The 23025-nt window shown below is 72.8% G+C and carries 15 protein-coding genes and 1 pseudogene; 9 read left to right on the top strand and 7 right to left on the bottom strand.

The genetic code is table 11. The features are described from left to right. Positions 1–46 precede the first annotated feature (46 nt). From ACFRAR_RS05315 to ACFRAR_RS05305, 3 genes are all read left to right on the top strand, one after another. Entirely contained in the window at positions 47–958 is a 912-nt protein-coding gene (locus tag ACFRAR_RS05315) for a diiron oxygenase (RefSeq protein ID WP_380694989.1), read from the top strand. Between the two features lie 59 nt (positions 959–1017). Beyond that, positions 1018–2721, top strand: coding sequence for a 4Fe-4S binding protein (locus ACFRAR_RS05310; RefSeq protein WP_380694988.1), 1704 nt, complete (start codon positions 1018–1020; stop codon positions 2719–2721). 389 nt (positions 2722–3110) lie between these two features. After that, positions 3111–4160 carry a hypothetical protein gene (locus ACFRAR_RS05305; protein ID WP_380694987.1) on the top strand — a complete coding sequence of 350 codons (1050 nt, stop codon included), beginning with the start codon at positions 3111–3113 and terminating at the stop codon, positions 4158–4160. Here ACFRAR_RS05305 and ACFRAR_RS05300 read toward each other — a convergent pair. From ACFRAR_RS05300 to ACFRAR_RS05280, 5 genes are all read right to left on the bottom strand, one after another. Beyond that, on the bottom strand, positions 4099–8889 hold the full coding sequence (locus tag ACFRAR_RS05300) for a DNA repair ATPase (protein ID WP_380694986.1): 4791 nt from the start codon (positions 8887–8889) through the stop codon (positions 4099–4101). The genes ACFRAR_RS05305 and ACFRAR_RS05300 overlap by 62 nt on opposite strands. Positions 8890–8987: 98 nt before the next feature. Next, positions 8988–11012, bottom strand: a complete 2025-nt coding sequence (locus ACFRAR_RS05295; RefSeq protein ID WP_380694985.1) for a flotillin family protein — start codon at positions 11010–11012, stop codon at positions 8988–8990. 123 nt (positions 11013–11135) lie between these two features. After that, entirely contained in the window at positions 11136–11855 is a 720-nt protein-coding gene (locus tag ACFRAR_RS05290; RefSeq protein WP_380694984.1) for a hypothetical protein, read from the bottom strand. A gap of 343 nt (positions 11856–12198) precedes the next feature. Next, complete coding sequence (locus ACFRAR_RS05285; RefSeq protein WP_380694983.1) at positions 12199–13314, bottom strand: PucR family transcriptional regulator; 1116 nt, start codon at positions 13312–13314, stop codon at positions 12199–12201. A gap of 111 nt (positions 13315–13425) precedes the next feature. Beyond that, the gene (locus ACFRAR_RS05280; RefSeq protein WP_380694982.1) at positions 13426–14253 is read right to left on the bottom strand and encodes a GntR family transcriptional regulator; all 828 of its coding nucleotides are present in this window, start codon (positions 14251–14253) and stop codon (positions 13426–13428) included. Positions 14254–14445: 192 nt separating this feature from the next. On the opposite strand from ACFRAR_RS05280, the gene ACFRAR_RS05275 reads away from it, so the two are divergent. Together ACFRAR_RS05275 and ACFRAR_RS05270 are read left to right on the top strand one after the other, a co-directional pair. Then, entirely contained in the window at positions 14446–15204 is a 759-nt protein-coding gene (locus ACFRAR_RS05275; RefSeq protein WP_380694981.1) for a tyrosine-protein phosphatase, read from the top strand. Between the two features lie 81 nt (positions 15205–15285). Further along, positions 15286–15819 (top strand): annotated as a pseudogene (locus ACFRAR_RS05270) (NUDIX hydrolase); the annotation flags it as partial. A gap of 40 nt (positions 15820–15859) precedes the next feature. Here ACFRAR_RS05270 and ACFRAR_RS05265 read toward each other — a convergent pair. Beyond that, complete coding sequence (locus ACFRAR_RS05265; RefSeq protein ID WP_380694979.1) at positions 15860–16963, bottom strand: XRE family transcriptional regulator; 1104 nt, start codon at positions 16961–16963, stop codon at positions 15860–15862. Between the two features lie 290 nt (positions 16964–17253). Between ACFRAR_RS05265 and ACFRAR_RS05260 the strand changes: the two genes are divergently transcribed. The 3 genes from ACFRAR_RS05260 (at position 17254) to ACFRAR_RS05250 (ending at position 20717) form a co-directional block, all read left to right on the top strand. Next, complete coding sequence (locus ACFRAR_RS05260; protein ID WP_380694977.1) at positions 17254–18765, top strand: pyridoxal phosphate-dependent decarboxylase family protein; 1512 nt, start codon at positions 17254–17256, stop codon at positions 18763–18765. Between the two features lie 78 nt (positions 18766–18843). Further along, on the top strand, positions 18844–19779 hold the full coding sequence (locus tag ACFRAR_RS05255) for a class I SAM-dependent DNA methyltransferase (protein WP_380694975.1): 936 nt from the start codon (positions 18844–18846) through the stop codon (positions 19777–19779). Next, positions 19776–20717, top strand: a complete 942-nt coding sequence (locus ACFRAR_RS05250) for a hypothetical protein (RefSeq protein ID WP_380694973.1) — start codon at positions 19776–19778, stop codon at positions 20715–20717. Before ACFRAR_RS05255 ends, ACFRAR_RS05250 begins: the two co-directional genes overlap by 4 nt. Here ACFRAR_RS05250 and argS read toward each other — a convergent pair. After that, a complete protein-coding gene (argS, locus tag ACFRAR_RS05245) occupies positions 20602–22365 on the bottom strand; it encodes an arginine--tRNA ligase (protein WP_380694971.1) in 1764 nt (587 codons plus the stop codon). The two genes, ACFRAR_RS05250 and argS, sit on opposite strands and share 116 nt — an antisense overlap. Before the next feature lie 269 nt (positions 22366–22634). Between argS and ACFRAR_RS05240 the strand changes: the two genes are divergently transcribed. Further along, on the top strand, positions 22635–23024 hold the full coding sequence (locus ACFRAR_RS05240; RefSeq protein WP_380694969.1) for an HIT family protein: 390 nt from the start codon (positions 22635–22637) through the stop codon (positions 23022–23024). The last annotated feature ends 1 nt before the right edge of the window (position 23025 follow it).

Raw genomic sequence — 23025 nt, 5'->3', positions numbered from 1 at the left:
TAAGCGGGTGAGCGGGAACCCGCGGGGCAGGCACCTGGAGGCAGCCATGGCTCTCACCCGGCAGACCGGGAACGGCCACACCAAGGCCGACGACGACGTCTCGAAGCGGCTGCTGGAGTCGGCCGCCGCCCTCTCCTTCGACCCCTCGACCGAGATCGACTGGGACGCCCCGCTGCCCGATCACCACTACGGCCTCAACCCGGAGTGGAGCACCCTCTACGGCACCCGGCTGTGGGACGAGATGACCGAGCGGCAGCGGGTCACGCTCACCCGGCACGAGGTCTGCTCGATCATGAACACCGGCATCTGGTTCGAGATGATCCTCCAGCAGATGGTGCTGCGCGACCAGTACCTCAAGAACCCCGCCAACGCCGAGTTCCAGTTCGCGCTCACCGAGATCGCCGACGAGTGCCGCCACTCGATCATGTTCGCCCGGGCCTGCGCCAGGATGGGCGTCCCCGCCTACCGGCCGAACCGGCTGATCGCCCAGGCCGGCCGCGCCTTCAAGGCGCTCGCCAGGGGTGAACTCGCCTACGGCGGCGTCCTGGTGGCCGAAGAGGTGCTCGACGTCATGCAGCGCGACTGGATGCGCGGCGAGAACGTGCTGGAGATCGTCCGCGGCACCTCCCGGATCCACGTGGTCGAGGAGTCCCGGCACATGAAGTTCGCCCGGCAGGAGATCCGCGAGCGGATGCGCCACGCGAGCCCGGCCCGCCGGCGCGCCTCGGCCACCGGCATCGCCGTCGGCGCGTACGTCATCGTCAGCAGCATGGTCCACCCGGGCGTGTACCGGGCCGCCGGGCTCGACACCCAGCGGGCGCTCGCCGAGGTGCGGGCCAACGAGCACCGCAAGGCGATGATGCGCACCAGCTCCCGGCACCTGATGGCCTTCCTCGCCGAGACCGGGCTGCTGACCAGCCGCTCGGCGGCCGTCTACCGCCGGGTGCACATGCTCTGACGGACCGTCGGCACGCACCCGTCCCCACCCCCACGCGCAGCGAGGACCCCACCCCGGCCATGGCCTACGCGATCACCCAGACCTGCTGCAACGACGCCTCGTGCGTGTCCGTCTGCCCGGTCAACTGCATCCACCCGACGCCGGACGAACCGGAGTTCGGCACCACCGACATGCTCTACATAGACCCGCGGGCGTGCATCGACTGCGGTGCCTGCGCCGACGCCTGCCCGGTGGACGCGGTGTACCCGGTCGACCGGCTGCGCGGGCCGGACACCGTCTTCGGAGACCTCAACCGCGACTGGTTCCGCGACCACCCCAGCGACCACGCCTGGGGCGCGCCCAGCTTCCCGCGCAGCCTGCCCGGCGACCTCGGCGCGCTGCGGATCGCGGTCGTCGGCACCGGGCCGTCCGCCGGGTACACCGCGCAGGAACTGCTGCGCGGCACCAGCGCGGAGATCACCATGATCGACCGGCTGCCGGTCACCGGCGGCCTGCTGCGGCACGGCGTCGCCCCCGACCACCAGTCCACCAAGCGGATCGCGGAGAGCTTCGCGGGCGTCTTCCACGACCCCCGGCTGCGGATGCACCTCAACGTGGAGATCGGCACGGACGTCACCCACCAGGAACTCGCCGCGCACCACCACGCGGTGGTGTACGCGGTCGGCGCGGCCGCCGACCGCCGGCTCGGCATCCCCGGTGAGGACCTGCCGGGCAGCCTGCCCGCGACCTCCTTCGTCGGCTGGTACAACGCCGAACCGACCGTGCCCGCCGACACGGTGGACCTCTCGGAGGTACGGCGCGTGGTGGTGGTCGGCAACGGCAACGTCGCGGTGGACATCGCCCGCATCCTGCTCACCGACCCCGACCGGCTCGCCGCCACCGACATCGCCGACCACGCGCTCGCCGCGCTGCGCGGCAGCCGGGTCCGCGAGGTCGTGCTGCTCGCCCGGCGCGGGCCGGAGCAGGCGGCGTGGACCACGGCGGAGTTCCTGGCGCTGCGGCAACTGCCGGGCGTCGAGGTGGTGGTGGAGGACCACCCGCAGGTGCGGGCGGAGATCGAGGCGGGCGCGGGCGCGGGGTTGGGGCTGGGGCCGGGGCCGGGCGTCCCGGCGGGGTCCGGCTCCCGGGCGGCGCTGCTGGCCGGGCTGCCGCTGGTCCCGCACGACGGGGGCGCCGAGCCCGGGCCGGGGCGGCGGATCGTGCTGCGGTTCCTGTCGGCACCGGTCGCGCTCTCCGGGGACGGACGGGTCGAGGCCCTGACCGTCGAGCGGACCGCGCCGGCGGCGGATGGCGGCGTCGAGGGCACCGGGGCCGAGGACGTGCTGCGGGCCGGGCTGGTGGTGCGCTCGATCGGCCACCGGGGCGTGCCGCTGCCCGGGCTGCCCTTCGACGAGGCGACGGGGACGGTCGCGCACCGGGAGGGGCGGGTCGTCGACCCGGCGACCGGCCGGCCGCTGCCGGGAGCGTACGTGGTGGGCTGGGCCAAGCGCGGCCCGTCCGGCGGGATCGGCGCCAACCGGGCCTGCGCGCGCGAGACCGTGGACGCGCTGATGGACGACGCGGCCGCCCGCGCGCTGCCCGCCCCGGCGGCGGGCCGCCGGGAGTTCGACCGGCTGGTGCGGCACCGCCGCCCGGACGCGGTCGGCCTGCGCGAGCTGCGGGCGGTGGACCGCGCGGAGCGCGAGCGGGGCGAGGCCGAGGGCCGCCCCCGGGTGAAGCTCGCCACCGTGCCCGACCTGCTGGCGGCCGGGCGGCGCCGGTAGCACGGGCGGGTGGCCGGATGACGTGCGCAGGAGGTCGGGTGGGCCGACTTCCTGCGCACCCGACTTCCCGCGCACCCGGCGGTGTTCGGCCCGGCCGGATCGAGTCCCTCAGCGCCCGTATCACCTGGCGACCCGCCGACGTGGGAGGGCCATCCGGCGACACGGGGAGATCCCCCGATGGGAGTAGTAGTCGGGTGATAGGGCAACCGGACCGGCGTCGATGAATTTCAGCCGACCGAGGCGGCCGCGCGCCGCAACCTGACCGTCCGTACGGCGTTGAACCGACCATGAGCAACCACCAGTCACCACTGGACCCTTGGCGGGGAGTCTCGTGGGCGCCGAACACCCCGCCGGCCCTCGACCGTCACATCCTCAGGTCCCGTCACGTCGTGACCATCGGCAACCGCTGGATGTGCCTGATCGACGCGGCCGAGCTGGCGGCGCTGGCCGCCATGCCCGACGCGGCCTTCGTGCTGAGGAGCCGGCGCGGATACCTGCCGGACAGCGCGGTCAACCGGGCCTTCGCGAACACCCTCCGGGAGCGGCCCGAGGAAGCCGGCATGTTCGGGCCGCCGATCGTCCTCTCCTCGCGAAGCCCGCACTGGGAACCCGACCGGGCCGGCGGCTCCGGGCTGCTGGGCCTGGCGGGCGTGGAGTGCCTGGACGGCTTCCAGCGGCTGGTCACGATGGCCCACCTGATCCGCGAGCTCTCCCCGGCGCACCTCTCCAGGGCCGTCCTGTGGGTCGTCGTCGTCACCGGCGAGGACATCGACCGGGCCCGCGAGCTCTGCGACGAGTCGGCCCACCACATCAACCCCCTGGAGCCGCAGGACAACCTCGCGCGCTGCCCCCACCTGCTGCGCGTCCAGGAGGAGTTCCGGCGGGAGGGCGGCTTCTTCGACCCCCGGCGGGGCATCGTGTCCGGGCCGCACCCGGTCGGGTTCACGCCCGCGGACGTGTTCCGCTCGCTCGCCGCGCTCTCACCCGCGCCGCGCCCGTACCTGACCAACCACCTTCAGACCGAGGACGGCCTGAAGGAGCTCTGGTCGGACATCGACAGCCCGGTCTACCGCAGCCTGGTGCACGAGGGCGTGCGCGAGATCAGCATCCAGCGGGCGGTGGAGGCCAGGCGGTCGACCCAGGCGAAGATCGCCGAACTGTTCAAGCGGAACAGCAAGGGGCACTGGAAGCTGCTGCAGTACGCGCCCGAGCTGGTCACCTGGACGGCCTGCCGGAAGTTGCCGCTGGAGACGCTCCACGACGGAAGCGCGCCGGGGTGGATGGATCTCATCCGGCGCCAGCTTCCGGCGGAGACCGAGCGGGTGGCGCATCTGCTGGTCTCCGCCTACGTCCGACTGCGTCCCTCGGACAGCAAGTTCAAGTTCGCGGCACCCACGCTCGATCTGTGGTCGGAGCTGCTCGACGACGTGCAGCCCTGAGCTCCGCCCAGCGTTCGGCCTGTACCTCCGTCATCGTGCCGCGCAGCTCCGCCAGCTTCAGCAACTGGGCCTCGGCGTCGGCGCCCAGGGGCTGGGCCTCGGCGCGGTAGTGGTCGGTGAGGAGGGCGTCGAGTTCGGGGCGGGTGAGGGCGGGGTCGAGGCGCTGGGCGAGCTTGGCCATGTTGCGGTAGGAGCCCTGGAGGAGGAACGGGGGCTCGGTGCGGGTGCGGTCGTCCTGGGCGGCGGAGTCGAGGTAGGCGCGGTTGACGGCCAGGACGGTGGAGCGCAGGTGGAGCAGGCCGGCGAGGACGGCGGTCATCCGCTCGACCTCGGCGGCCGGCCAGGCGGCGGCCAGGGTGCCGCCGGGCAGGCCGGCGGCGCGGGCGAGCAGGGTGTCGAGGTCGGCGCGCTCGGCGGTGGCGAGCGGGGCCAGGTGGGGGTTGGCGGGCAGGGCGTTCTCGACGAAGCTGAGGGCGAAGAGGTCCTCGCGCCCGGCGACGGCGTCGCCGAGGTTCCAGACGTCGGCCCGGTTGGCGAGCATGTCGGGCAGCCGGAAGAGGCGCCCGGACTCGGTGTACGGGTTGGCGGCCATGACGACGGCGAAGCGCTTGCCGCGCAGGTCCCACTCGCGGGCCTCGCCGTCCCAGACGCCGTCGACGCGGCGCTGGGCGTCGCACAGCGGGATGAAGCGCTGGAGGAACTCGGGCGAGGTGTGCTGGACGTCGTCCAGGTAGAGCAGCACGTTGTCGCCCGCGTGCAGGGCGAAGTTGAGCTTCTCGACCTCGCGCCGGGAGGTGGCGTCGGGGGCCTCGGCCGGGTCCAGCGAGGTGACCCGGTGGCCGAGCGCGGGGCCGCTGACGGAGACCAGCAGCAGGCCGAGCCGCTCGGCGAGGTACTCGACCAGGGTGGTCTTGCCGTAGCCGGGCGGGGAGACCAGCAGCAGCAGGCCGCTGCGGTCGACGGGCCCGCCGGACCGCACGGTGCCGAGCTGCTTGGCGAGGTTGTCGCCGACCAGCGGCAGGTACACCTGGTCGATGAGCCGGTTGCGGACGAAGCCGTTGAGCGGGGCGGGCCGGTACTGGTCGAGCCGCAGCCGGGCGTGCTCGGCGGCCAGCAGTTCGCCGCGCAGCCGCTGGTAGGCCCGGTAGCCGGGCACCTCGACCCGCTCGAACTCGCCCACCCGGGCGAGCAGTTCGTCCAGCCGGAGGTCCAGTGCGCCGCCGGTGAGGCGCGGGTGGTCGCCGAGCAGTCCGGTGATCCGGGCGCTCACCGCCCCCTCGGCCGGGCGGCGCGGCAGGGACGGGCAGAGCAGGACGGCGGCGGCCTCGGCGAGGTCGGCCGGGTCGGCGTCGGAGGCGCCGGACTCCAGCCAGGCGGCCGCGAGTTGGCGTCGCACCGGCAGCAGCTCCGGCTCCTCGGGCAGGGCGGCCAGCGCCTCGGTGAGGCCGGCCGACTCGGGTGCGGCGCGAAACTTGTCGAGCAGCGCGGCGGCGCCCGCCGAGTGGGCGAAGCTGGGGCCGGCGGCGGCCAGTTCGGCCACCAGGTAGGCGCCGGCGGGCTCCGCGCCGGGGGTGAAGTCGTCGACGGCGGCGGTGAGTTCGGCGGTCAGGGTGGCCAGCGCGTCCAGCGCGGCCCGCGCCGGGGTGCCCCCGAAGGCGTCCCGGGCGAGGCCCAGGGAGTGGGCCCGGGTGTGCCAGAGCAGTCGCTGCCGCTCGTCGGTGCCGTGCGCCCAGTACAGCTGGGCGGCCGCCCTGGCGCCCGCCGGGTGGCTCAACAGCCCGGCCTCGGATCCGAGTTCGAGCAGCGCGCGGAGCAGCACGGCCGCGTCGTGGTCGTGCACGCCGCGCTGGTAGCCCTCGTCCGGCCGCTGTTCGGCCGCCCGCCGGACGTACTCCAGCAGGTCCCCGTCGGTGGTCAGCGATCCCGGCTCGGCGGCCAGCAGCAGGCTCGCGGCGAGGTACTCGGCGCGGTAGAGCCGAGGGGTCTCCGAGGGCAGCGGGCGGTCCCAGTAGCGTTCGGTGGCGGCGAAGGCCGGGTCGGTGACGGGGGAGCGGTAGTCGGTGCCGGTGAGGGTGAAGGCGGGGCGCCCGCGCCAGGGGACCAGGGCGAGCTCGGGCCGCTGGGTGGTGACGGCGAACAGGTGGCGGCCCAGCCGCAGGGTGCCGGGGCCGTCCCCGGCGAGGTCGGCGCGGTCGCGCAGGGACCGCAGGGCCCGGCCGCGGGCGGCGCGCAGCCGGCCGGTCAGCTCCTCGGCCCGGACCCGGTCGCCGAGTGCGGTCAACTGCCCGGCCAGGTCGCGGAGTTTGACGGCGGTCGGGTCGGCGGCGAGGGCCGCCTCGATCTCCTCGTGGGTGTCGAGCGCGGCCAGCCGGCGGTGCAGGGTGTCGAGGACGCGCTCGGCGGAGGCGGCCAGCCGGTCGGCGCGCCGGGCCCGCTCCTCCAGCAGGTGCTGGCGGCGGGCGGTGAGCGCGTCGTGGATCTCGGTGCGCCGGTCGGCGAGCTGGTCGCCGAGGGCCGGGTCGGCGTCGGCGAAGCGGGTCTCCAGCTGCTCGATCCGCAGCAGCAGCCGGCCGAGCTGTTCGTCGCAGGTCTCGGGGGTGTCGGCGGCGGCGAGCGCGGCGGTGGTGGCCTGTCCGAGCAGGGCCGTCTCGGCGGCGAACTCGGCGGCGGCCTCGCGGGTGCGCAGCTCCCGGCGGCGCACGGTCAGGGTGGACCGGGCCCGGTTGAGCAGCCCGAGGACGTCGGCGAGCCGGTCGAGGATCGCGGTGCGGGTGGTGGCGTCGGCCAGGTCGAGGGTGCCGACCAGTTCGGAGACGGTCTGCAGGGCCTCGCTCTGGGCGCCCAGTTCGAGGCCCAGCGGCTCGGCCTCGGCGGCGGTGGCGATGGCGGCGCAGCGCTCGGCGAGCTCGCCGGCCCGGTGGCGGTGCGGCTCGAAGGCGGCCGGCTCGGCGAGCTGGACGACGGCGCGGTCGGCGGCCTCGGCGAGACCCTCGGCGAGGTGGGCGGCGAGCGCGTCGATCCGCTCGGGGTCGGCGCGCGGCAGGTCGCGCAGCGCCTCGACCCGGCCCTGGGCGCGGCGCAGCCCGGCGAGCCGGTCGACCCACTCGGCGGCGTCGGCCAGGGTCTCGCCGCGGGCGGTGCGCAGCAGGCCCTCGACGTGCTCGGCGGCCTCGTCGGTCCGCCGGACGGCGTGCGCGGTGAGCTGGGCGACGGCCTCGTACTCGGCGATGACCTGCCGGGCGGTGTCGCGGATCTCGGCGAGCGGCGCGGCGAGGTCGCCGAGGCCGCCCTGGCCGAGCCAGTGGTGCCGGTCGGCGGTGCGGGTGCAGGCGGCGAGGACGGCCTGGTGGCCGGCCGGGGTGTCGGCGCCGGCCGCGGCCAGCCGGGCCAGGGCCAGGCAGTCGGCCAGGCCGCGGACCAGGTCGGCGTTGCCGATCCGGGCCAGCGGGCCGGTGCCGGGCGGCTGTTCGGCGGCGAAGCGCTCGCTGGTGAACGGCGTCTGCCAGACCTGGACGGGGTGCAGCCGGGTCGGGCCGTCCTCGGCCGGGCGCAGCGCGACCAGGGTGCCGTCGGCGAGCAGCGCGTAGCCCTGGCAGGGCAGCGGGGCGGCGGCCTCCTGCCGGACGCTGTTGTACGGCTGGAGCAGGGCGCGGCCGTCGGTGGGGGAACGGAACTCGTACAGCACGTCCTCGCCGTTGGGCGACAGGACGGTGCGCTCGTACCGCAGGCCGTCGACCGGCTGGTCGAAGGTGCGCACGGTGCCGTCCACCAGGTGGCAGCCGCCGGGGAAGGCCACGCCCTGGTCGGCGGGCAGCCGCAGGCAGGCCTGGCCGAGCGCGTCGATCCGGGTGACGGTGCCGGTGGGCAGGTGGACCACCAGGTGCCGTTCGGTCTCCTCCTGGTACGGGCGCACCCGCACCAGCAGCAGGGTGCCGAGCCGGGCGTGGGCGATCCGGGCGTCGGCGAGGGTCTGGAGGGCCTCGGCGAGCGGTTCGCGGTGCAGCTCCCGGCCGTCCGGTGCGGCGATGGTCAGCCGGCCGCCGTCGACGCCGACCAGCAGTTCGCCGGCCAGGTCGGCGCGCGGTGGGCGGCCGGGGCCGGCGGGCAGCTGGTCGTCCCGGGTGAGGGCCGTCCAGGGCAGCTGTTGGCCGTCCGCCGGGGTGTGGTCGCGCTCGCCGCGCCCGTCCAGGTAGGTGGCGCGGGTCTCGTCGTCCAGGCGCCAGCGCAGCACCCGGACGTCGGTGGCGGCGGGGCCGGTGCGGAAGACGGCGAGCAGCCGGCCGTCCACCGGGCGCAGCCGCTCCAGCCGGGCGTCGCGGAAGTAGCGGCGCAGGTCGGCGAGGTCCTGGCGGAGCCGGGGGTCGTCGAGCAGGGTGCCCTCGGCGGGGGCGGGGGAGAGGTCGGGGTGGTGCAGGCCGAGGAGGCCGGTGAAGTCCCCGGCGACCCCGGCGACCCCGGCGCCGTCGGTGCTTTCGGTGCTTTCGGTGGTGCGGGTGGCGAGCAGCAGCTGCCCGCCGGTGGCGGTGAGGTCCTGCGGCAGGCAGGCCCGGGCGGTGGTGAGCCGTCCGGTGCCGGCCAGCCGCAGCTCCCCGCCGCCGAACTCGGCGACCCGGCGGGCGTTCAACGCCTGGGCCCGGTCGGCGAGTTCGGCGGCGGCTCGGGCGAGCCGGTCGCGCAGGACCTCGTAGGTTCCGGCGTCGAGCCGGGCGTCGAGGGCGTCCACGGTCACGGTTGCTTCCTCAGGTGCTCAGCGGATTTCAGGTGCTCAGCGGATTCGGGTGCTCGGCGGGCTCAGGTGCTCGGCGGACCGTCTCGGACGGCCGCGGGCTACTTGGAGCCGTTGACCGAGGCACCGGCGAGCGCCCCGATCGGGGTCTCCGCGATGCCCAGCTGCCGCGCCGACTCCAGCAGCTGGCGCAGCGGGGCGGCCTGGCCGCCGTTGCCCGAGCCGATCAGCTTCATCAGCAGCGCGGACACCGTCAGGTTCTGCACGTCCGCGGTGGAGACCGAGGAGAGCACCTTGGTCAGGTCCTCGGTGAAGCTGGCCCGGCCGTCCAGCCAGGGCCCGGCGAGGGTCTGCGCGGTCTGCGAGTGGCCGACGAAGGCGTCCACGCTCTTGCCGGCCGTCACCGACTGGACCAGCTTGTCGAAGAACACCGAGTCCCCGCCGACGATGTCGATCCTGGCCTTCTCCAGCCCGGCCGCGACCAGGGTGGCCTGGGCCTCGGCGATCTGCCGCTGGGTGTCCAGCCCGGCCAGCCGGACGTCCTTCTCGGCGGCCAGCCGCAGCCGGTACTCCTCGTGCTCGCGGGAGGCCTCGTCCAGCTTGGCCATCGCGGCGGCCTTCTCGGTCAGGCCCTCGGCCTCGGCCTTCAGCTTGGCGCCGACCTCCAGCGCGGCGGCCTTGGCCTTCTCGGTCTGGACGACGGCCTCGGCGAGACCGACCTTCTCCACCGCCGCGGCCTCCTGCTCCCGCACCTGGACCCTGGCCAGGCCCTCGGCGGCGGCCTCCGCCCGGAGGCCCTCGGCCAGCCGGATCTTGGCGGTCGCGTCCAGCTCGGCGGCCCGCTGCCGGGCCTCGGCCAGCACCAGCGCCTCGCGGGCCTTGTGGGAGGCGGCCTGCTCGGCGGCCTCCGCCGCCTTGATGTCCTTGACGAGCTTCTCCTGCGCCTCGGCCTCGGCCTGGATGACGACGGCCTTGCGGACGCGCTCGGCCTCCTCGGTGGCGCGCAGGGTCTTGACGGCCTCCTCCTGCTCGGCGACGGTGCGGTCCACCGCGACCCGCTCGCGGACCACGTCGGCGACCTCGCGCTTGGCGGACTCGACCTCCTTCGCCTTGGCGATCGTGGCGAGTTCGGTCTCCCGCTCGCGGCCGACGACCTCCAGCAGACGGTCCTTCTCGATCCGCTCGTTCTCCACCGCGATGACCCGCTCGCGGTTCTTCTGCGCCACCGCGACCTCGCGGGCCTGGTTCTCCCGCTGCACCCCGAGCAGTTCCTCGGTGCGCAGGAAGGCGGTCTGGGCGTTGAGCCGCTCCTCCTCCTGCACCCGGGCGATCACCGCGTCCTCCTTGGCCCGCAGCGTCTCGATCTCGCGGCGCTGGCGGATCTCGGCGTCGGCCTGGCGGCGCTCCAGCTCCAGGACGGCCTCCCGGGCGTCCACGTTCTGCCGGGTGATCTCCTTCTGCTCGTGGCGCTGGTACTCGTTGGTGCGCACGTGCTCGATCGCGGTCAGCTCGGTGATCTTGCGGATGCCCTGGGCGTCGAGGATGTTGTCGGAGTCCAGCTGGCTCATCGGGGTCTGTTCCAGGTGGTCGATGGCCGCGTCCTCCAGCGTGTAGCCGTTGAGGTCGGTGCCGATGACCGCGATGATCTGGTCCCGGAACTCGTGCCGGTGGGTGTACAGGTCGGTGAAGTCCAGCTGCTTGCCGACGGTCTTGAGCGCCTCGGCGAACTTGACGGCGAAGAACTCCTGGATCGCCTGCGGGTCGCTGGCCCGGGCGGTGCCGATCGACTGGGCGACCTTGATGACGTCCTCGACGGTCTTGTTGACCCGGACGAAGAACGAGATCCGGATGTCCGCGCGGATGTTGTCCCGGCAGATCAGGCCGTCCCGGCCGGCCCGGTGGATCTCCACCGTCTTCGCGGTGATGTCCATCAACTCGGCCTTGTGGAGCACCGGGAGGACGACCGCGCCGGTGAAGGTCACGTCCACCTTCTTCGTCCGGGAGACGATCAGGGCCTTGCCCTGCTCGACCTTCTGGAACAGGCGGCCCACGAACAACAGCATGGCGAGCACGATGAGCAGCACGACGGCGACGAGCACGCCGAAACCCACGGCGATGGTGTCCATCACGGAGTCCTTTGACGAGATGGCGAGTTGGTGCGAAGAGAAAAGCGGTGAAAGAAAGTTGACGATGTGTCAGTGACGTCAGTGACGTCAGTGATGTCGGTGACGTCGGTGACGTCGGTGGTGTCAGTGACGTTCGTACGGCGGGTCGAAGGGCGCCACCAGGAAGTGCTCGCCCTCGGCGTCGTAGTCGAAGATCAGGGCGGTCCGGCCGGCCGTCAGGCCCGGTTCCGGCTCCGCCGTGCGGACCTGGACGATCGCGGTGGATCCGTCCTCCGCGGTGACCTCGGCCTGGCCGAAACCGGCCGTCACCCGGCCGGTCCGGATCACGCAGACCCGGCCGACGAAATCCCCCCGGGTGGCCGGCCGGTCCTGCGGGAACAGCCGCGACAGCGGCCGCACGAGCACCCTGGTGCCCACCCAGGAGGCGACCAGCGCGACGACGAGCACGCCGCCGCGCGCCGGTGCCCCCGAGGTGAGGACGGTGCCGGACAGGCTGACGAACCAGGCGAGCGCGACCAGCAGCGACACCGCCACCGTCACGGGCACCCCGCCCAGCCCCAGCGCGTCCAGCACTCCTCCGTGGTGGTCGGCGTCGTGCGGGTCGGACCCCCCGTCCGTACCGTGACCCCCGTGCGCACCGTGCCCCCCGGCACCGTGCCCCGCGTGCCCGGCATGCCCCGCGTGTCCGACGTCCACGTGGTGCCCGCCGCCGTGCCCCCCGTGCACGGCGCCGGGCACCAGGCCGCCGAGCAGCATGAGCAACCAGTAACCGACCACCACCACCAGCGCGAAGCTGAACACCGCCGTCGGAAAGGCCAGCGCGGCCGCGAAGAAACCCCCCATTCCGGCCACGCTCCCCCCTGCCTCTCCTCCGGCGCCGCACTTCGGCGCCGGGAAGATCATGGCAGCCGGGACGCCGGTCGCACATTGCCAGGATCCGGCAATCTTTACGCCGCTTTGACACCCTGGTACGGACCGCCCGCGTGACATTGCGACAACCGGGCCACAGGACGGTCGCCGGTCCGTCGCGACGGGTTCGGGCGGCGGCGTACGCGGGCAGGATTCGGCAACGGACGGTCGTGGGCGGACGGTTCCGGCGGACGGTGGTCTCCGGGGGTGCCGTAGCGGGTTCCGGGCGGCAGCGCCAGAGGGCGGTTCCGGCCACGCCGGTGGCGCGGCCCGACGGTCAGATGGGCTGTTCCGGCCAGTTCAGCAGCCGCGCCCCCATGGCCGCAGTCTCCAGGGTGAAGCGCTGCAGCGCGTCCGCCGGGTCGTACCCGGTGAGCGCCTTGATCCGCTCCAGCCGGTAGCTCAGGGTGCGCACGCTCAGCCCCAGCCGGCGCGCCGCCTCCGCGTTCACGTACGCGGCCTCCGCCTGCACCGCGATGGTGTCCAGCAGCGGACGGGCGCCGCCGCGCGCCTCGGTCAGCGGGCCGAGCACGCTGCGCACCAGGTCGGCCATGGCGGCCCGGTCCCGCATCAGCACGGGGAAGACCAGCAGTTCCTCCGCCTTCAACTGCCGGGCGGGCAGGTCCAGTCGGCGCGCGTAGTCCAGTGCGTCCAGCGCCTCCTCGTAGCTGCGCGGCACCCCGCTCGGCCCCGAGTGCCGGCGGCCGGTGGCCACCCGCCGCACCGGGTGGTAGCCGGGGCCGGGCCGCAGCGTCAGCTCGGCGAAGGCGTCCAGCACCGCCCGCTCGGAGTCCGGGGCGATGCACACCAGCCGGCCGTCCTTGCTGGCCACCAGCACGTCCCGCTCGCCGAACCGCCCGGCCAGCTCCCGCTCCACCCGGTGCACCAGCGGATGGACGTCCGCGAACGGCTCGTCGCCGACCGCGACCGCCACCGTGTACGCGCCCGCCAGCCGCAGCCCGAACCGCTCCGCGCGCTCGGCGAGCAGGCCGAGGTCGCCGCGGCCGAACAGCAGGTCGTCGATGAACTCCCGCCTGGCGGCCTCCTCCTGACGGACAGCCATGCGCTGGGCGCGCTCGTGGCCCTCACCCAGCGCGGCCAGCGCGGCGTCGGTGGCGGCCAGCACCGCGTCACCCGTGCGGCGCAGCTCGTTGACGGTGGTCGCGGCGGTCGTCCCGGGCAGGGTCTGCCAGGCCCGCCGGGCCGCGGCCAGGCAGTGCGACACCACCTCGCGCAGCCCGTACCCGGCCTCGGCGCAGTGCTCGCCGAGCTTGCGCAGGCGCTCCAGCTCATCGCGGCGCAGCAGCCGGCCGGTGCGGGAGACGTCGGCGAGCAGGACGAGGTAGGCCTCGGCCAGCTCGGTGGGTATGTCGTGGTCGATCCCGTCGGTCAACGTGTCCTGCCCGCCCCTGTGCGCCCCGGTGTTCCGGTGTTCCGGTGGTCTGGTGTTCCGGTGTTCCGGCGCCGAATCTACCAAGGCCGATGCGGCCGGCGAACGGGTGTGCTACCGGTCGCGGAAGTGCAGGACGAAGCGGGCGCTGCTGCCGTCGATCCGCCTGCGCACGTACAGCGCGGGGGAGCCGTCCGGGGTGCAGCTGACCCCCTCGCGCACCAGCAGCGCGGTGCCCGGCGGGACGCCCAGCAGTTCGGCGTCCGCGAGGTCGGCGCCGACCGCGCCGAAGGCCCGCCAGTCGTACTCCAGCTCCACCCCGGCGGCCCGGGCCAGGTCCAGCACCAGGTTGCCGGCGCGGCCCGGCCGGACCAGCTCGGCGGGCAGCGGGCCGAACGGCACCCAGTAGCTGCACGCCGCCCGGGCCCGGCCGCCCAGCCGGATCACCGAGTCCACCCGGGACAGCTCCCGCGGGGCGCGGCCCAGCTGGCGGGCGGCCTCGGCGTCCTGCGCCGAGCCGGTGACGGGCGGGGCGGCCACCACGAACTCGCCGTCGCCCGGCTCGCCGCTCGTCCGGTCGCTCGTCCCGTCGTCCGTGCCGTCGTCCCCGCTCGGCAGTGCGGTGTGCACGCTGCCGAGGTCGAAGCGCTGACTGCGCGGGTCCACGGCGATCGAGACCCGGACGGCCGGCGGGCGGACGAAGGTGCCCACGCCCCGGCGGATCTCCACCACGGCCGCCCGCTCCAGCTCCGCCACCGCCTGCCGCACGGTCAGCCGGTTCACGCCGAACTCGGCGCTCAGCTCGGGCTCGCTCGGCAGCCGGGCACCGGCCGGGTAGGCGCCGGTGTCGATGCGCTCCTGGAGCCGGCGGGCCAGGCGGCGGTACAGCGGGGCGTCCGGCCGGTTCGGGGGGTTCGGGGGGTGCGGGGGGTTCGTCGCCACGGGCCGATCCTACGGAGCCGGTGGTGGCGCCCCGGGTCGCCGTCGCCGGGCGACGGGGGTGGGATGGAAGGATGCACCGGGCGAGGCTTGCCCGAGGGCCCCGGGAGGCGTTACACATCTAGACGTCTAGATGTCTCCGCCCTCCGGATGCCCCTCTCGTCCCGGGTGCGGTCCCACCGAAAGGCCTCCCGCATGTCCCTGGTCAACTTCCGCGACGCCGCCGCCCTCGGCGACCCCGAAGGCCGTCGGATCCGCCCCGGTGTGCTGTACCGCTCCGCCCAGCCGTTCCCGGCCGCCGACGAGGTCACCGTCGCCCAGCTGCGCGGCTGCGACATCCGCACCGTCGTGGACCTGCGCGACCCGCGCGAGACCGACCCCCAGGACTGGGCCGCCGCCGAAGCCGCCGGGATAACCGTCGTCGCCGCCCCGGTGAACCCCGCCACCGACGCCCTCACCGCGCGGATGAGCACCATGGCCACCGCCGCCGACCTCGGCGACTTCTACGTCCTGCTCGCCGAATCCGCGCCCGAGGCGGTGGCCGTCGCCGTCGAGGCCACCGTCCGCCCCGGCGCCGTCCTGCTGCACTGCGCCGCCGGCAAGGACCGCACCGGCCTGCTGACCGCGCTCCTGCTGGACCTCCTCGACGTCCCCGCCGAGCGCATCGTCGCCGACTACACCCGCACCGCCGACGCCCTCCCGCAGATCTTCGCCGGCCTCGCCGAGCGCCACCGCACCGCCCTCAACGACCACACCACCTCCCGCGTCACCGACTCCCAGGGCCGCCACCTCACCATCCCCGCGCCCCTGCTGGAGGCCCCGGCCGAGGCGATGTCGGTCTTCCTCGACCGCGTCCACACCCACCACGGCGGCGCGGCCTCCTTCCTCCCCTCCTGCGGCATCCCGGCGGCCACCCTGGGCGCCTTCCGCACCAAGGCGGGCGCACCGGCCTGAGCCGGGGCGTTGTGGTCAACTGGGGGCCGTTGCTGCTCTCGTACCGGGATGTGGACGCTGATGGGCGATCAGGCGGGCGAACTCCAGCCGTGGCGGATCCACGGGGACCGAGTGGTGTACGACAACCCCTGGGTGCGGCTCGCCCTGGTGGATGTCGAGCCTCCGGGAGTCCCGAGGTTCGAACACCACGTGGTCAGGCTGAAGCGCGTGGCCATAGCGGCGGTCCTGGACTCGGAGGAGCGCGTGCTGATGCTGTGGCGATACCGCTTCGTGCCGGACTCCTGGGGCTGGGAGCTTCCCGGTGGCATCGTCGATCCCGGGGAGGACGGCCGCCAGGCGGCGCTCCGTGAGGTGGAGGAGGAGACCGGGTGGCGGCCGGACGGTCTCGACCACGTGGTGACGTTCCAGCCGATGGTCGGGATGGTGGACTCTCCCCACGAGGTCTTCGTCGGCGAGGGAGCGACCCTGGTGGGCGAACCCGAGGAGGGCGAGGAAGCCGGACTCGTCTCGTGGGTGCCACTGACCGAGGTGCCAGGGCTCATGGCGGAGGGGAAGCTGACGGGCTCCGGCACCTTGGTGGCGCTCCTCCACATTCTGGCTTCCCGAAAGCGGTAGCTCGATCTCCGGCCGGACCTCCGCCGCCGCCACGCTGTCCTCAGAAGCCGGCACCCAACCGGTCGATGCGAGCCCGATGGCGGGTGGATCCCGTGCGGTTGGCGAGCAGCCGGGCCTGCCGCAGGTGGTTCACGGCCTGGTCACGTTCTTCGCGTGCGAGATGGGCCTGCGCGAGGTCGCAGTGCAGACCTGCCGTGGCCCGGGTGAACGTCGCGTCCATCCCCGCGAGCGCGGAGTACAGATCACTCATCGCGTTGTCGTCGCCCAGCCGGGCCAGCACATTGCCGCGCCACCGGGTGAGGTGGTTGTCGTCGAGGAAGATGCTCAGCATGTCGGGATCCCGGTCGGTGTCCCCGGACGGGAGGGCGGCGGCCGCTCGGTCCAGTGAGCGGCGGCAGTTGTCAGGACGGCCGGCCTGAGCGAGGAGCTCGGCTTCGGCGGCGTGCAGCCAGGCCAGCAAGCGCGGCGATGCCTTGCCGCCGACTGTCCGCTGCGCCTCCTGTACGAGTTGCACGGCCAGGTCCGGCTTGCCGGCTGAGGACAGGACGTAGGCCTGCTCCGCCATGGCGTGAGCCAGGTACATCGGCTCCTTCGCCTCGGCAGCGGCCCGCTTGCCCAGCTCGTAGTTCCGCCAGGCCCGCTCGGTGGCGCCCACGTCGAGCGCCTGCCACGCACCGAGCGTGGCTGCCCCGGCAAGCGCCCGCGCAATCGGTTCCCGGGTGCTCGGCAGCACGGCGAAGGTCAGGGACTCCTCCAATGCCGCCAGATGGGCCTGCATCTGGTCCACCAGGGCAGGGGCGCCCATCTGGCGGTCGACAGCGCGCAGCAGCTCGGTCTGGGCCATGAACGTGTCGACCATGCCGAGACTCAGGCTGTGGGACGAGTCGATGCGGTCGATCAGCTCGTCGTAGCCGGCGACGACGACAGGCTCGACCGGCATCCTGCGGCCGAGGAGTTCACGATCGGTGAGCCCGAGGAGTGCACGAAGAACGGACGCGTACAGCGGGCCGATCGGGCGCCGGCCGTTCTCCCACTCCGACACGTAGACGCGCAGGCTCGGGGTCGAAGCCACATCGAGTCCGCGCTGCCGGGCGTAGCGCTCGATCTCGTGGACGAGCTGCTCCTGAGACCAGCCGTGTTCCATGCGCGAGCGCCTGAGACGAGCTGACACCATCGCCCCCCATCCTGGATCGCGCCGCCGACCGGAGACGCACCTCGGGCACATCGGAGCGGGTCGGCCGGGGTTAACCCCGTGACGTTAAGTCCCGTTGGCTACCGGTCAGTCCACCGGTCGACTCTCATGGTTACCAAGCTACTTGCCGCTCCCATCAGCGGGGAGGATTTCGCCCTGAATCGAGCGGTTGGCGGCAGCACGACGTGTTTTGCCCGGCTGTCTGCTCATCGGCATGTGACGTTGCACCACCGGAGGAACCGATGACCACCCCACTTGTTCCGGACCAGCCGCCGCTTCACATCACTGCCGAGCGGCGGGAGGAGTTGCTCGGCCTGTTCACCCGCTCTGTCGGCATGGGCCTCGATTTCAAGCTCCAGGACTCCGTCTTCCGGGCCCGCCGCCGGCCGTTCGAGCTGAGGGACGCGCTGCTCGGCCCGCTGCCGGAGGAAGGCAGCCCGCTGGAGGCGGTGTTCGACGAGTTCGTCCGGGACGTGCTGCCCGACTGCAAGAACGAGAGCAGCCCTTTCTTCCTCGGCTTCGGAGACACGGGGGATGATGTGGCGGCACTCTGTGGCGGCCTGCTCTCCCTGTTCACCCAGCAGAACCTGATCAACCAGAGCTTCGACTCCCCGAGCGGCACCTTCGTCGAGATCGCGGTGCTGCGCTGGCTGCGTGAGCTGCTCGGATACCGCAACATCCCGGTGGAGAGGACCGAGTCGATCTGGGACGTCGGCGGGTGCGTCACCCATGGCGGCACGCTCAGCAACACCATCGCGATGATGCTCGCGAGGGAGTACCAGGCGCCGGGTGCCATGGATCGTGGCGTCACCGACCCTTCCAAGCTGTCCATCGTGGTGCCGCGCGGGATCGGCCACTACAGCGCCAAGAGCGCCATGGCGTGGATCGGCTGCGGCTCCCGCCTCGTCGAGGTCGACACCATCGACTTCCGCTACGACCTGCGGGCGCTGGAACGCGCGCTCCGAGAGGAGGCCGGCTCGGTGATGGCGGTCGTCGCGTACGCCGGCGACAGCCGCACCCACACCATCGAGAACCTCCGTGGGGTGCACGACGTGGCGCGCTCGGCCGATGAGACCGTCTGGCTGCACGCGGACGCGTGCTGGGGCCTCACGTGTGCGCTGACGGACAAGCTCAGCCACAAGATCGACGGGATCGGCAGCTTCGACAGCATCACGGTGGACCCGCACAAGGTCATGGGCATCCCGTACGCCCTCAGCGCGCTGCTGGTGCGCGACCCGGCACGCATGAGGATGGTCGCCAGCTACTCGGACCTGATCATGCAGGAGGACTTCGCGATGGGGCAGACCACGCCCTTCATCGGCTCGAAGGCGTGGATGTCGCTCAAGCTCTGGATGACGGTCAAGACGCACGGCCGGTCGGGGCTGGCGGCCATGGTCGAACGGCGGTTGGACACGACGAGTCGGTTCATCGAGTTGGTGGACGCGTCGCCGAGGCTCCTGCGCCTGAACGACCCGGACCTGACGGCGGTGGCGTTCATGTACATCCCGACCGATGTGGACCTGACCGACCCCGACATCGATCGGATCAACAAGGCCAACCAGGCGATCCATCGCCGCATGCTCGCCGAAGGTGCCTGGCACCTGCACCAGTTCAGCCTCCCCGACAGGGGGACCCTCCGCCGCGGTGCGACCTTGTACCCGCTCAGGTTCATGGGCCAGAACCTGCGGATCGAGGAACGCCACCTCACCGGCGTGCTCGACTACGTCATCGCACTCGGGTGCGACGTGGAGTAGCGATCCCGGTGGTCTTCAGCCGGTGCGCCGCCGCACCGGCGGCGGCGCACTCCTCCTGGCCGAGAAAGGGGCATCACCATGTCCGCGACTTCCCAGTCCTTGTTCCGGGAGATCTACCGGGTCCCCGGCCTCTACGACCGGCTCCTCCTCCCCCACTACTTCGATGGTGTCGAGGACACCGAGATCATCGGTCGGCTGATGGAGCGTCACTACCGGTGTCTCGGAGACTCGCCCGGTCTGTCCATCGCCGAGCTCGGCTGCGGAACCGGCCGTGTCACGGCTCGCCTCGCCCCGTACGCGCGCCACCTGCGAGCCACCGACTACAGCCGGTCCATGATCGACACGTTCCGCGCCCGCTATCCCGAGGCCGAGGCGCTCCAGCAGGAGACCAGGTCCTCGGTCCGCCGGATGCTCGACGAGGGCCTGGCCGGCTCCTTCGACATCGTCGGAGCCTTCTGGTCGCTGAGCTACCCGTTGATGGACTTCTTCGAGGAACTGGGCGCCGGCGGCATCGTGCCCAGGGCCGACCTCGCACAGGGGCGCCAGGAAGCGGGGGCCCTGGTCCGTGACATCCTCCGGCTCCTCGCACCGGGCGGGCACCTGCTGGCCCTGTTCTTCGACTCCGAGACCCCCGAGCAGCAGTTGGTCACCATGGCCTGGGAGAAGGTCGCGCCATTCCCCGGGACCGGACGCGGCTACACCCGAGAGATCCTCTTGGAGGAGCTTCAGGGCGCGGAAGCGCGTGGCGAGGGACGACTGCACTACTCCAGGCTCGGTGGGGTCGCCGTCGCGCCCAGCTCGGAGGCCGCCCGCGCGTGGTTCGCCACCGTTCACATGAAGTCCCTGCCGGTGCTGATGGACGATCCGCACGTGCACCGCGAGGTCAGCGCCTTCGTGGCCGCGCATACCCAGCCGTCGGGTGAGGTCTTCATCCCCACCGGTGCTTACGTGATCGACTTCTGGGCCGGCCCGGTTGATCGCCACATTCCGCGCAGTCGGGCGGGTGCCGCATGAACGCCTACGACCGCTGGGACCCCCGGCCGCACAGTGGAACCCCGTACGACGTCTTCGAGGCTGCGGCCGCGCTCCGCGCCGAGTACGTCGGCACCGGCGGCTACGGACTGGCGTACGGGTCGCACGCCGATGGCAGCGCGCACGCTTCGTCCGACCTCGACCTTCTCTTCATCGGCGTCGAGGTTCTGCCCCCGGAACGGCTGCGAGCGCTCATCCGCGGGGTCATCGGACTCCACCGGAGGCACGGGCTCGGCTTGGACCACGAGGTCTCCTACGCCGGCAAGCTCCACGCCACCGTGGACGAGGTCGAGGAAGCCATCGCCCTGGGGGGCTTCACCGTGACACCGGAGGGCGAGGTGACAGTGGACCCCGTCGTCGCGGAGCCCTGGTTCCTCGACTCCCGGCTCTTCAAGCTGCGGCTGGTCCTCAACGCGCTCACCGTTCCGCACGTCTTCCTGGGCGGCGACGTCGTGGCGTACGGGAGGCACCGCGGTCACGCCGAGCAGGCCGTGGCCCTGCTCGCCCTGTCCCTGGTCGACGAGGACGAGGAATTCAGGATCCATGACGTCCTCCGCGCGCTGACGGGAGACCCCGGCGGTGTGTGCGGCGAGGACCACCTCGGCTACGACGAGGCGTCGGGCCGATCCCCGGCGCTGTTCTCCTCACTGCAACGCGGGATGAGCCCGCTCATGGCTGACGGCGCCGTCAGCACACGGGACGGCATTCACCTGCGGCAGGACCCCGACCGGCGCCGACGGCTGATCAGGGCGTTGCGCGAGACCCCGGTGGGCGCGTCGTCCCGCTCACTGGGGAAACCACCCGCTACATCCGGTCCGGAGCCTGGAGACCGAGCAGGTCCAGGCCCTGGGCCAGCGTCCGCGCGGTCAGACGGCACAGCGCCACCCGGTTCGCCCGAATGGCCGGAGTCTCCGCCTTGAGGACCGGGCAGGCGCCGTAGAAGTCCGTGAGGGCCTTCGCCAGGGAGAACAGGTACCCGCACAGCCTGTGCGGCTCCAACTCCTGGGCGACCTCGCGAACGGTGGCGTCGAAGTCGTCCAGCAAGAGGATCAGCGTGCGCTCCGAGGGGTGCAACGGCAGCGAGGTGTCGACCGGCTGCTTCAGCACCTCCTTCGGGGCCTTGCCGAGGATCGTCCGGACCCGGGCGTGGGCGTACTGCATGTAGACGCCGGTGTTGCCCTGGAGCGAGACCATCTGGGAGATGTCGAAGACGTAGTTCTTCGCACGTGAGGTCGACAGGTCGGCGTACTTGACCGCACCGATCCCGGCAGCCTGGACCACCCTCTCCATCGCGTCGCCGGTCAGGTCGTGCGGCTTGTCGGCCATCGCCTCCCGGGCGCCCTCGACCGCCGCGTCCAGCAACTCCGAGAGCCGCACCGTGCCGCCGGAGCGGGTCTTGAACGGGGTCCCGCCGGGTCCCATCACCGTGCCGAACGGCACATGGACGGCCTCGACGTCGTCGGTGAGCCAGCCGGCCCTGCGAGCGGTGGCGAAGATCATCTGAAAGTGCAGGGACTGCCGGGCGTCGACGACATACAGGAGCCGGTCGGCTTCGAGTTTCCGGATCCGATGCCGAAGGGTGGCCAGGTCGGTGGCCGCGTAGCCGTAGCCGCCGTCCTTCTTGCGGACGATCAGCGGCACCGGCTCGCCGTCCGGGCCGGTGACGTCGTCGAAGAACACGCACAGCGCTCCGTCGCTGTCGACCGCGATGCCGGCCTCGACCAGTTCCTCGACGACCTCGTCCAGGAACGGGTTGTACGTCGACTCACCGGCGGCGTCCTGCTCGGTGAGCAGGACGCCGAGCCGGTCATAGAGCTGCTGGAAGGCCCGGCTGGACACCGCGACCAACTCCCGCCACACGGCCAGCGTGGTCTCGTCCCCACCTTGCAGGGCCACCACCCGCCGCCGGGCGCGCTCGACGAACTCGGGGTCGGCGTCGAACTTCTGCCGTGCGGCCCGGTACAGGCCGTCGAGCGCGGAGACCTGCTCGCCGGCGTCGGCGCCCCCGGCACTACCCCGCCACTGCGCTTCCGGGTGCTCGTCGATGTACTGGATCAGCATGCCGAACTGGGTTCCCCAGTCACCCAGGTGGTTCTGCCGGACGACATCGCCGCCGAGGAAGGCCAGCACCCTGACCAGTGAGTCACCGATCACGGTTGTCCGCAGGTGGCCGACGTGCATCTCCTTGGCGATGTTCGGCGCCGAGTAGTCGACGACGGTGCGGACGCCGGCCAGGGGCAGGCCGATGCCCAACCGGTGGTCCGCCAGCCGAGTCTCAACCTGCCCCCAGAGCTGTGAGTCCGCCACCGTGAGGTTGAGGAACCCGGGGCCGGACAGGCTCGACGAGATCACGCCGCCGGCCAGCTCGCCCTGGAGGCTCCGTGCGAGGTCCCGTGACGGGAGCCCGGCCTGCTTGGCCAGCGACAGGGCGACGTTCGACTGGAAGTCGGCGTGCTCGGAGGATCGGACGAGAGGGTCTCGCTCCGACAGCTCAGGCGGCAGGACGCGGGCCATGGCGGCCGACACGGCTTGCTCCGCAAGGCTGATCGCTGCAACTACCTCAGTCACTGGGATTCCCTCTCCGGCGTGAACGGATCATCCGCTGCCAACTCACCCGAATTGTAGGGGCGCTGACTGAGCGTGGTCGCCCAGCTTTCCGGTCCGCAGGAGGTCGGCGACGAATCTCCGGTGCCGTGCGGCCGACGTGGCCTGGGCGCATTCAAGGTGCGAGGCGGGCCGTCAGGCGCTATCCAGAGTTCATGAGCGCGTCGACATGGCCGGCAGACTGGGAGGACCGCAAGGCCGGTCTCGGCTGTGCCATGTGCTCCACCCGAGGGATGGCGGACAACGGCCGTGGTCTTCGGATCCGGCGCGGAGCATTCGCGGATGTGTACCTGAACCGGGCGGCCGCTCCCGGGTACACCACGGTGATCTGGAACGGTCCCCACGTCGCCGAGCCGACCCAACTCGACGAGGGCCAGGCCGCCGGATTCTTCGGCGAGATGCTCCTGGCCGCACGGGCGGTCGAGACCTACTTCAAGCCTGTCAAGATGAACTACGAGGTGTTGGGAAACGCCGTCCCCCACCTGCACGTCCACCTCATCCCCCGGTTCGTCGACGATCCGGCGCCAGGGGTGCCGCTCCCCACGTCCCTCCTCCGGCCGGTTCGGAGGACGGATCACCGATTCCGTGCGGATGTCGAAGGTCTCCGCAGGCTGCTGGTGTGAC

It is taken from the genome of Kitasatospora sp. NPDC056651, assembly GCF_042792155.1.
In the GTDB taxonomy this organism is placed as follows: Bacteria; Actinomycetota; Actinomycetes; order Streptomycetales; family Streptomycetaceae; genus Kitasatospora.
This window is presented reverse-complemented; position numbering and strand designations above follow the sequence as displayed.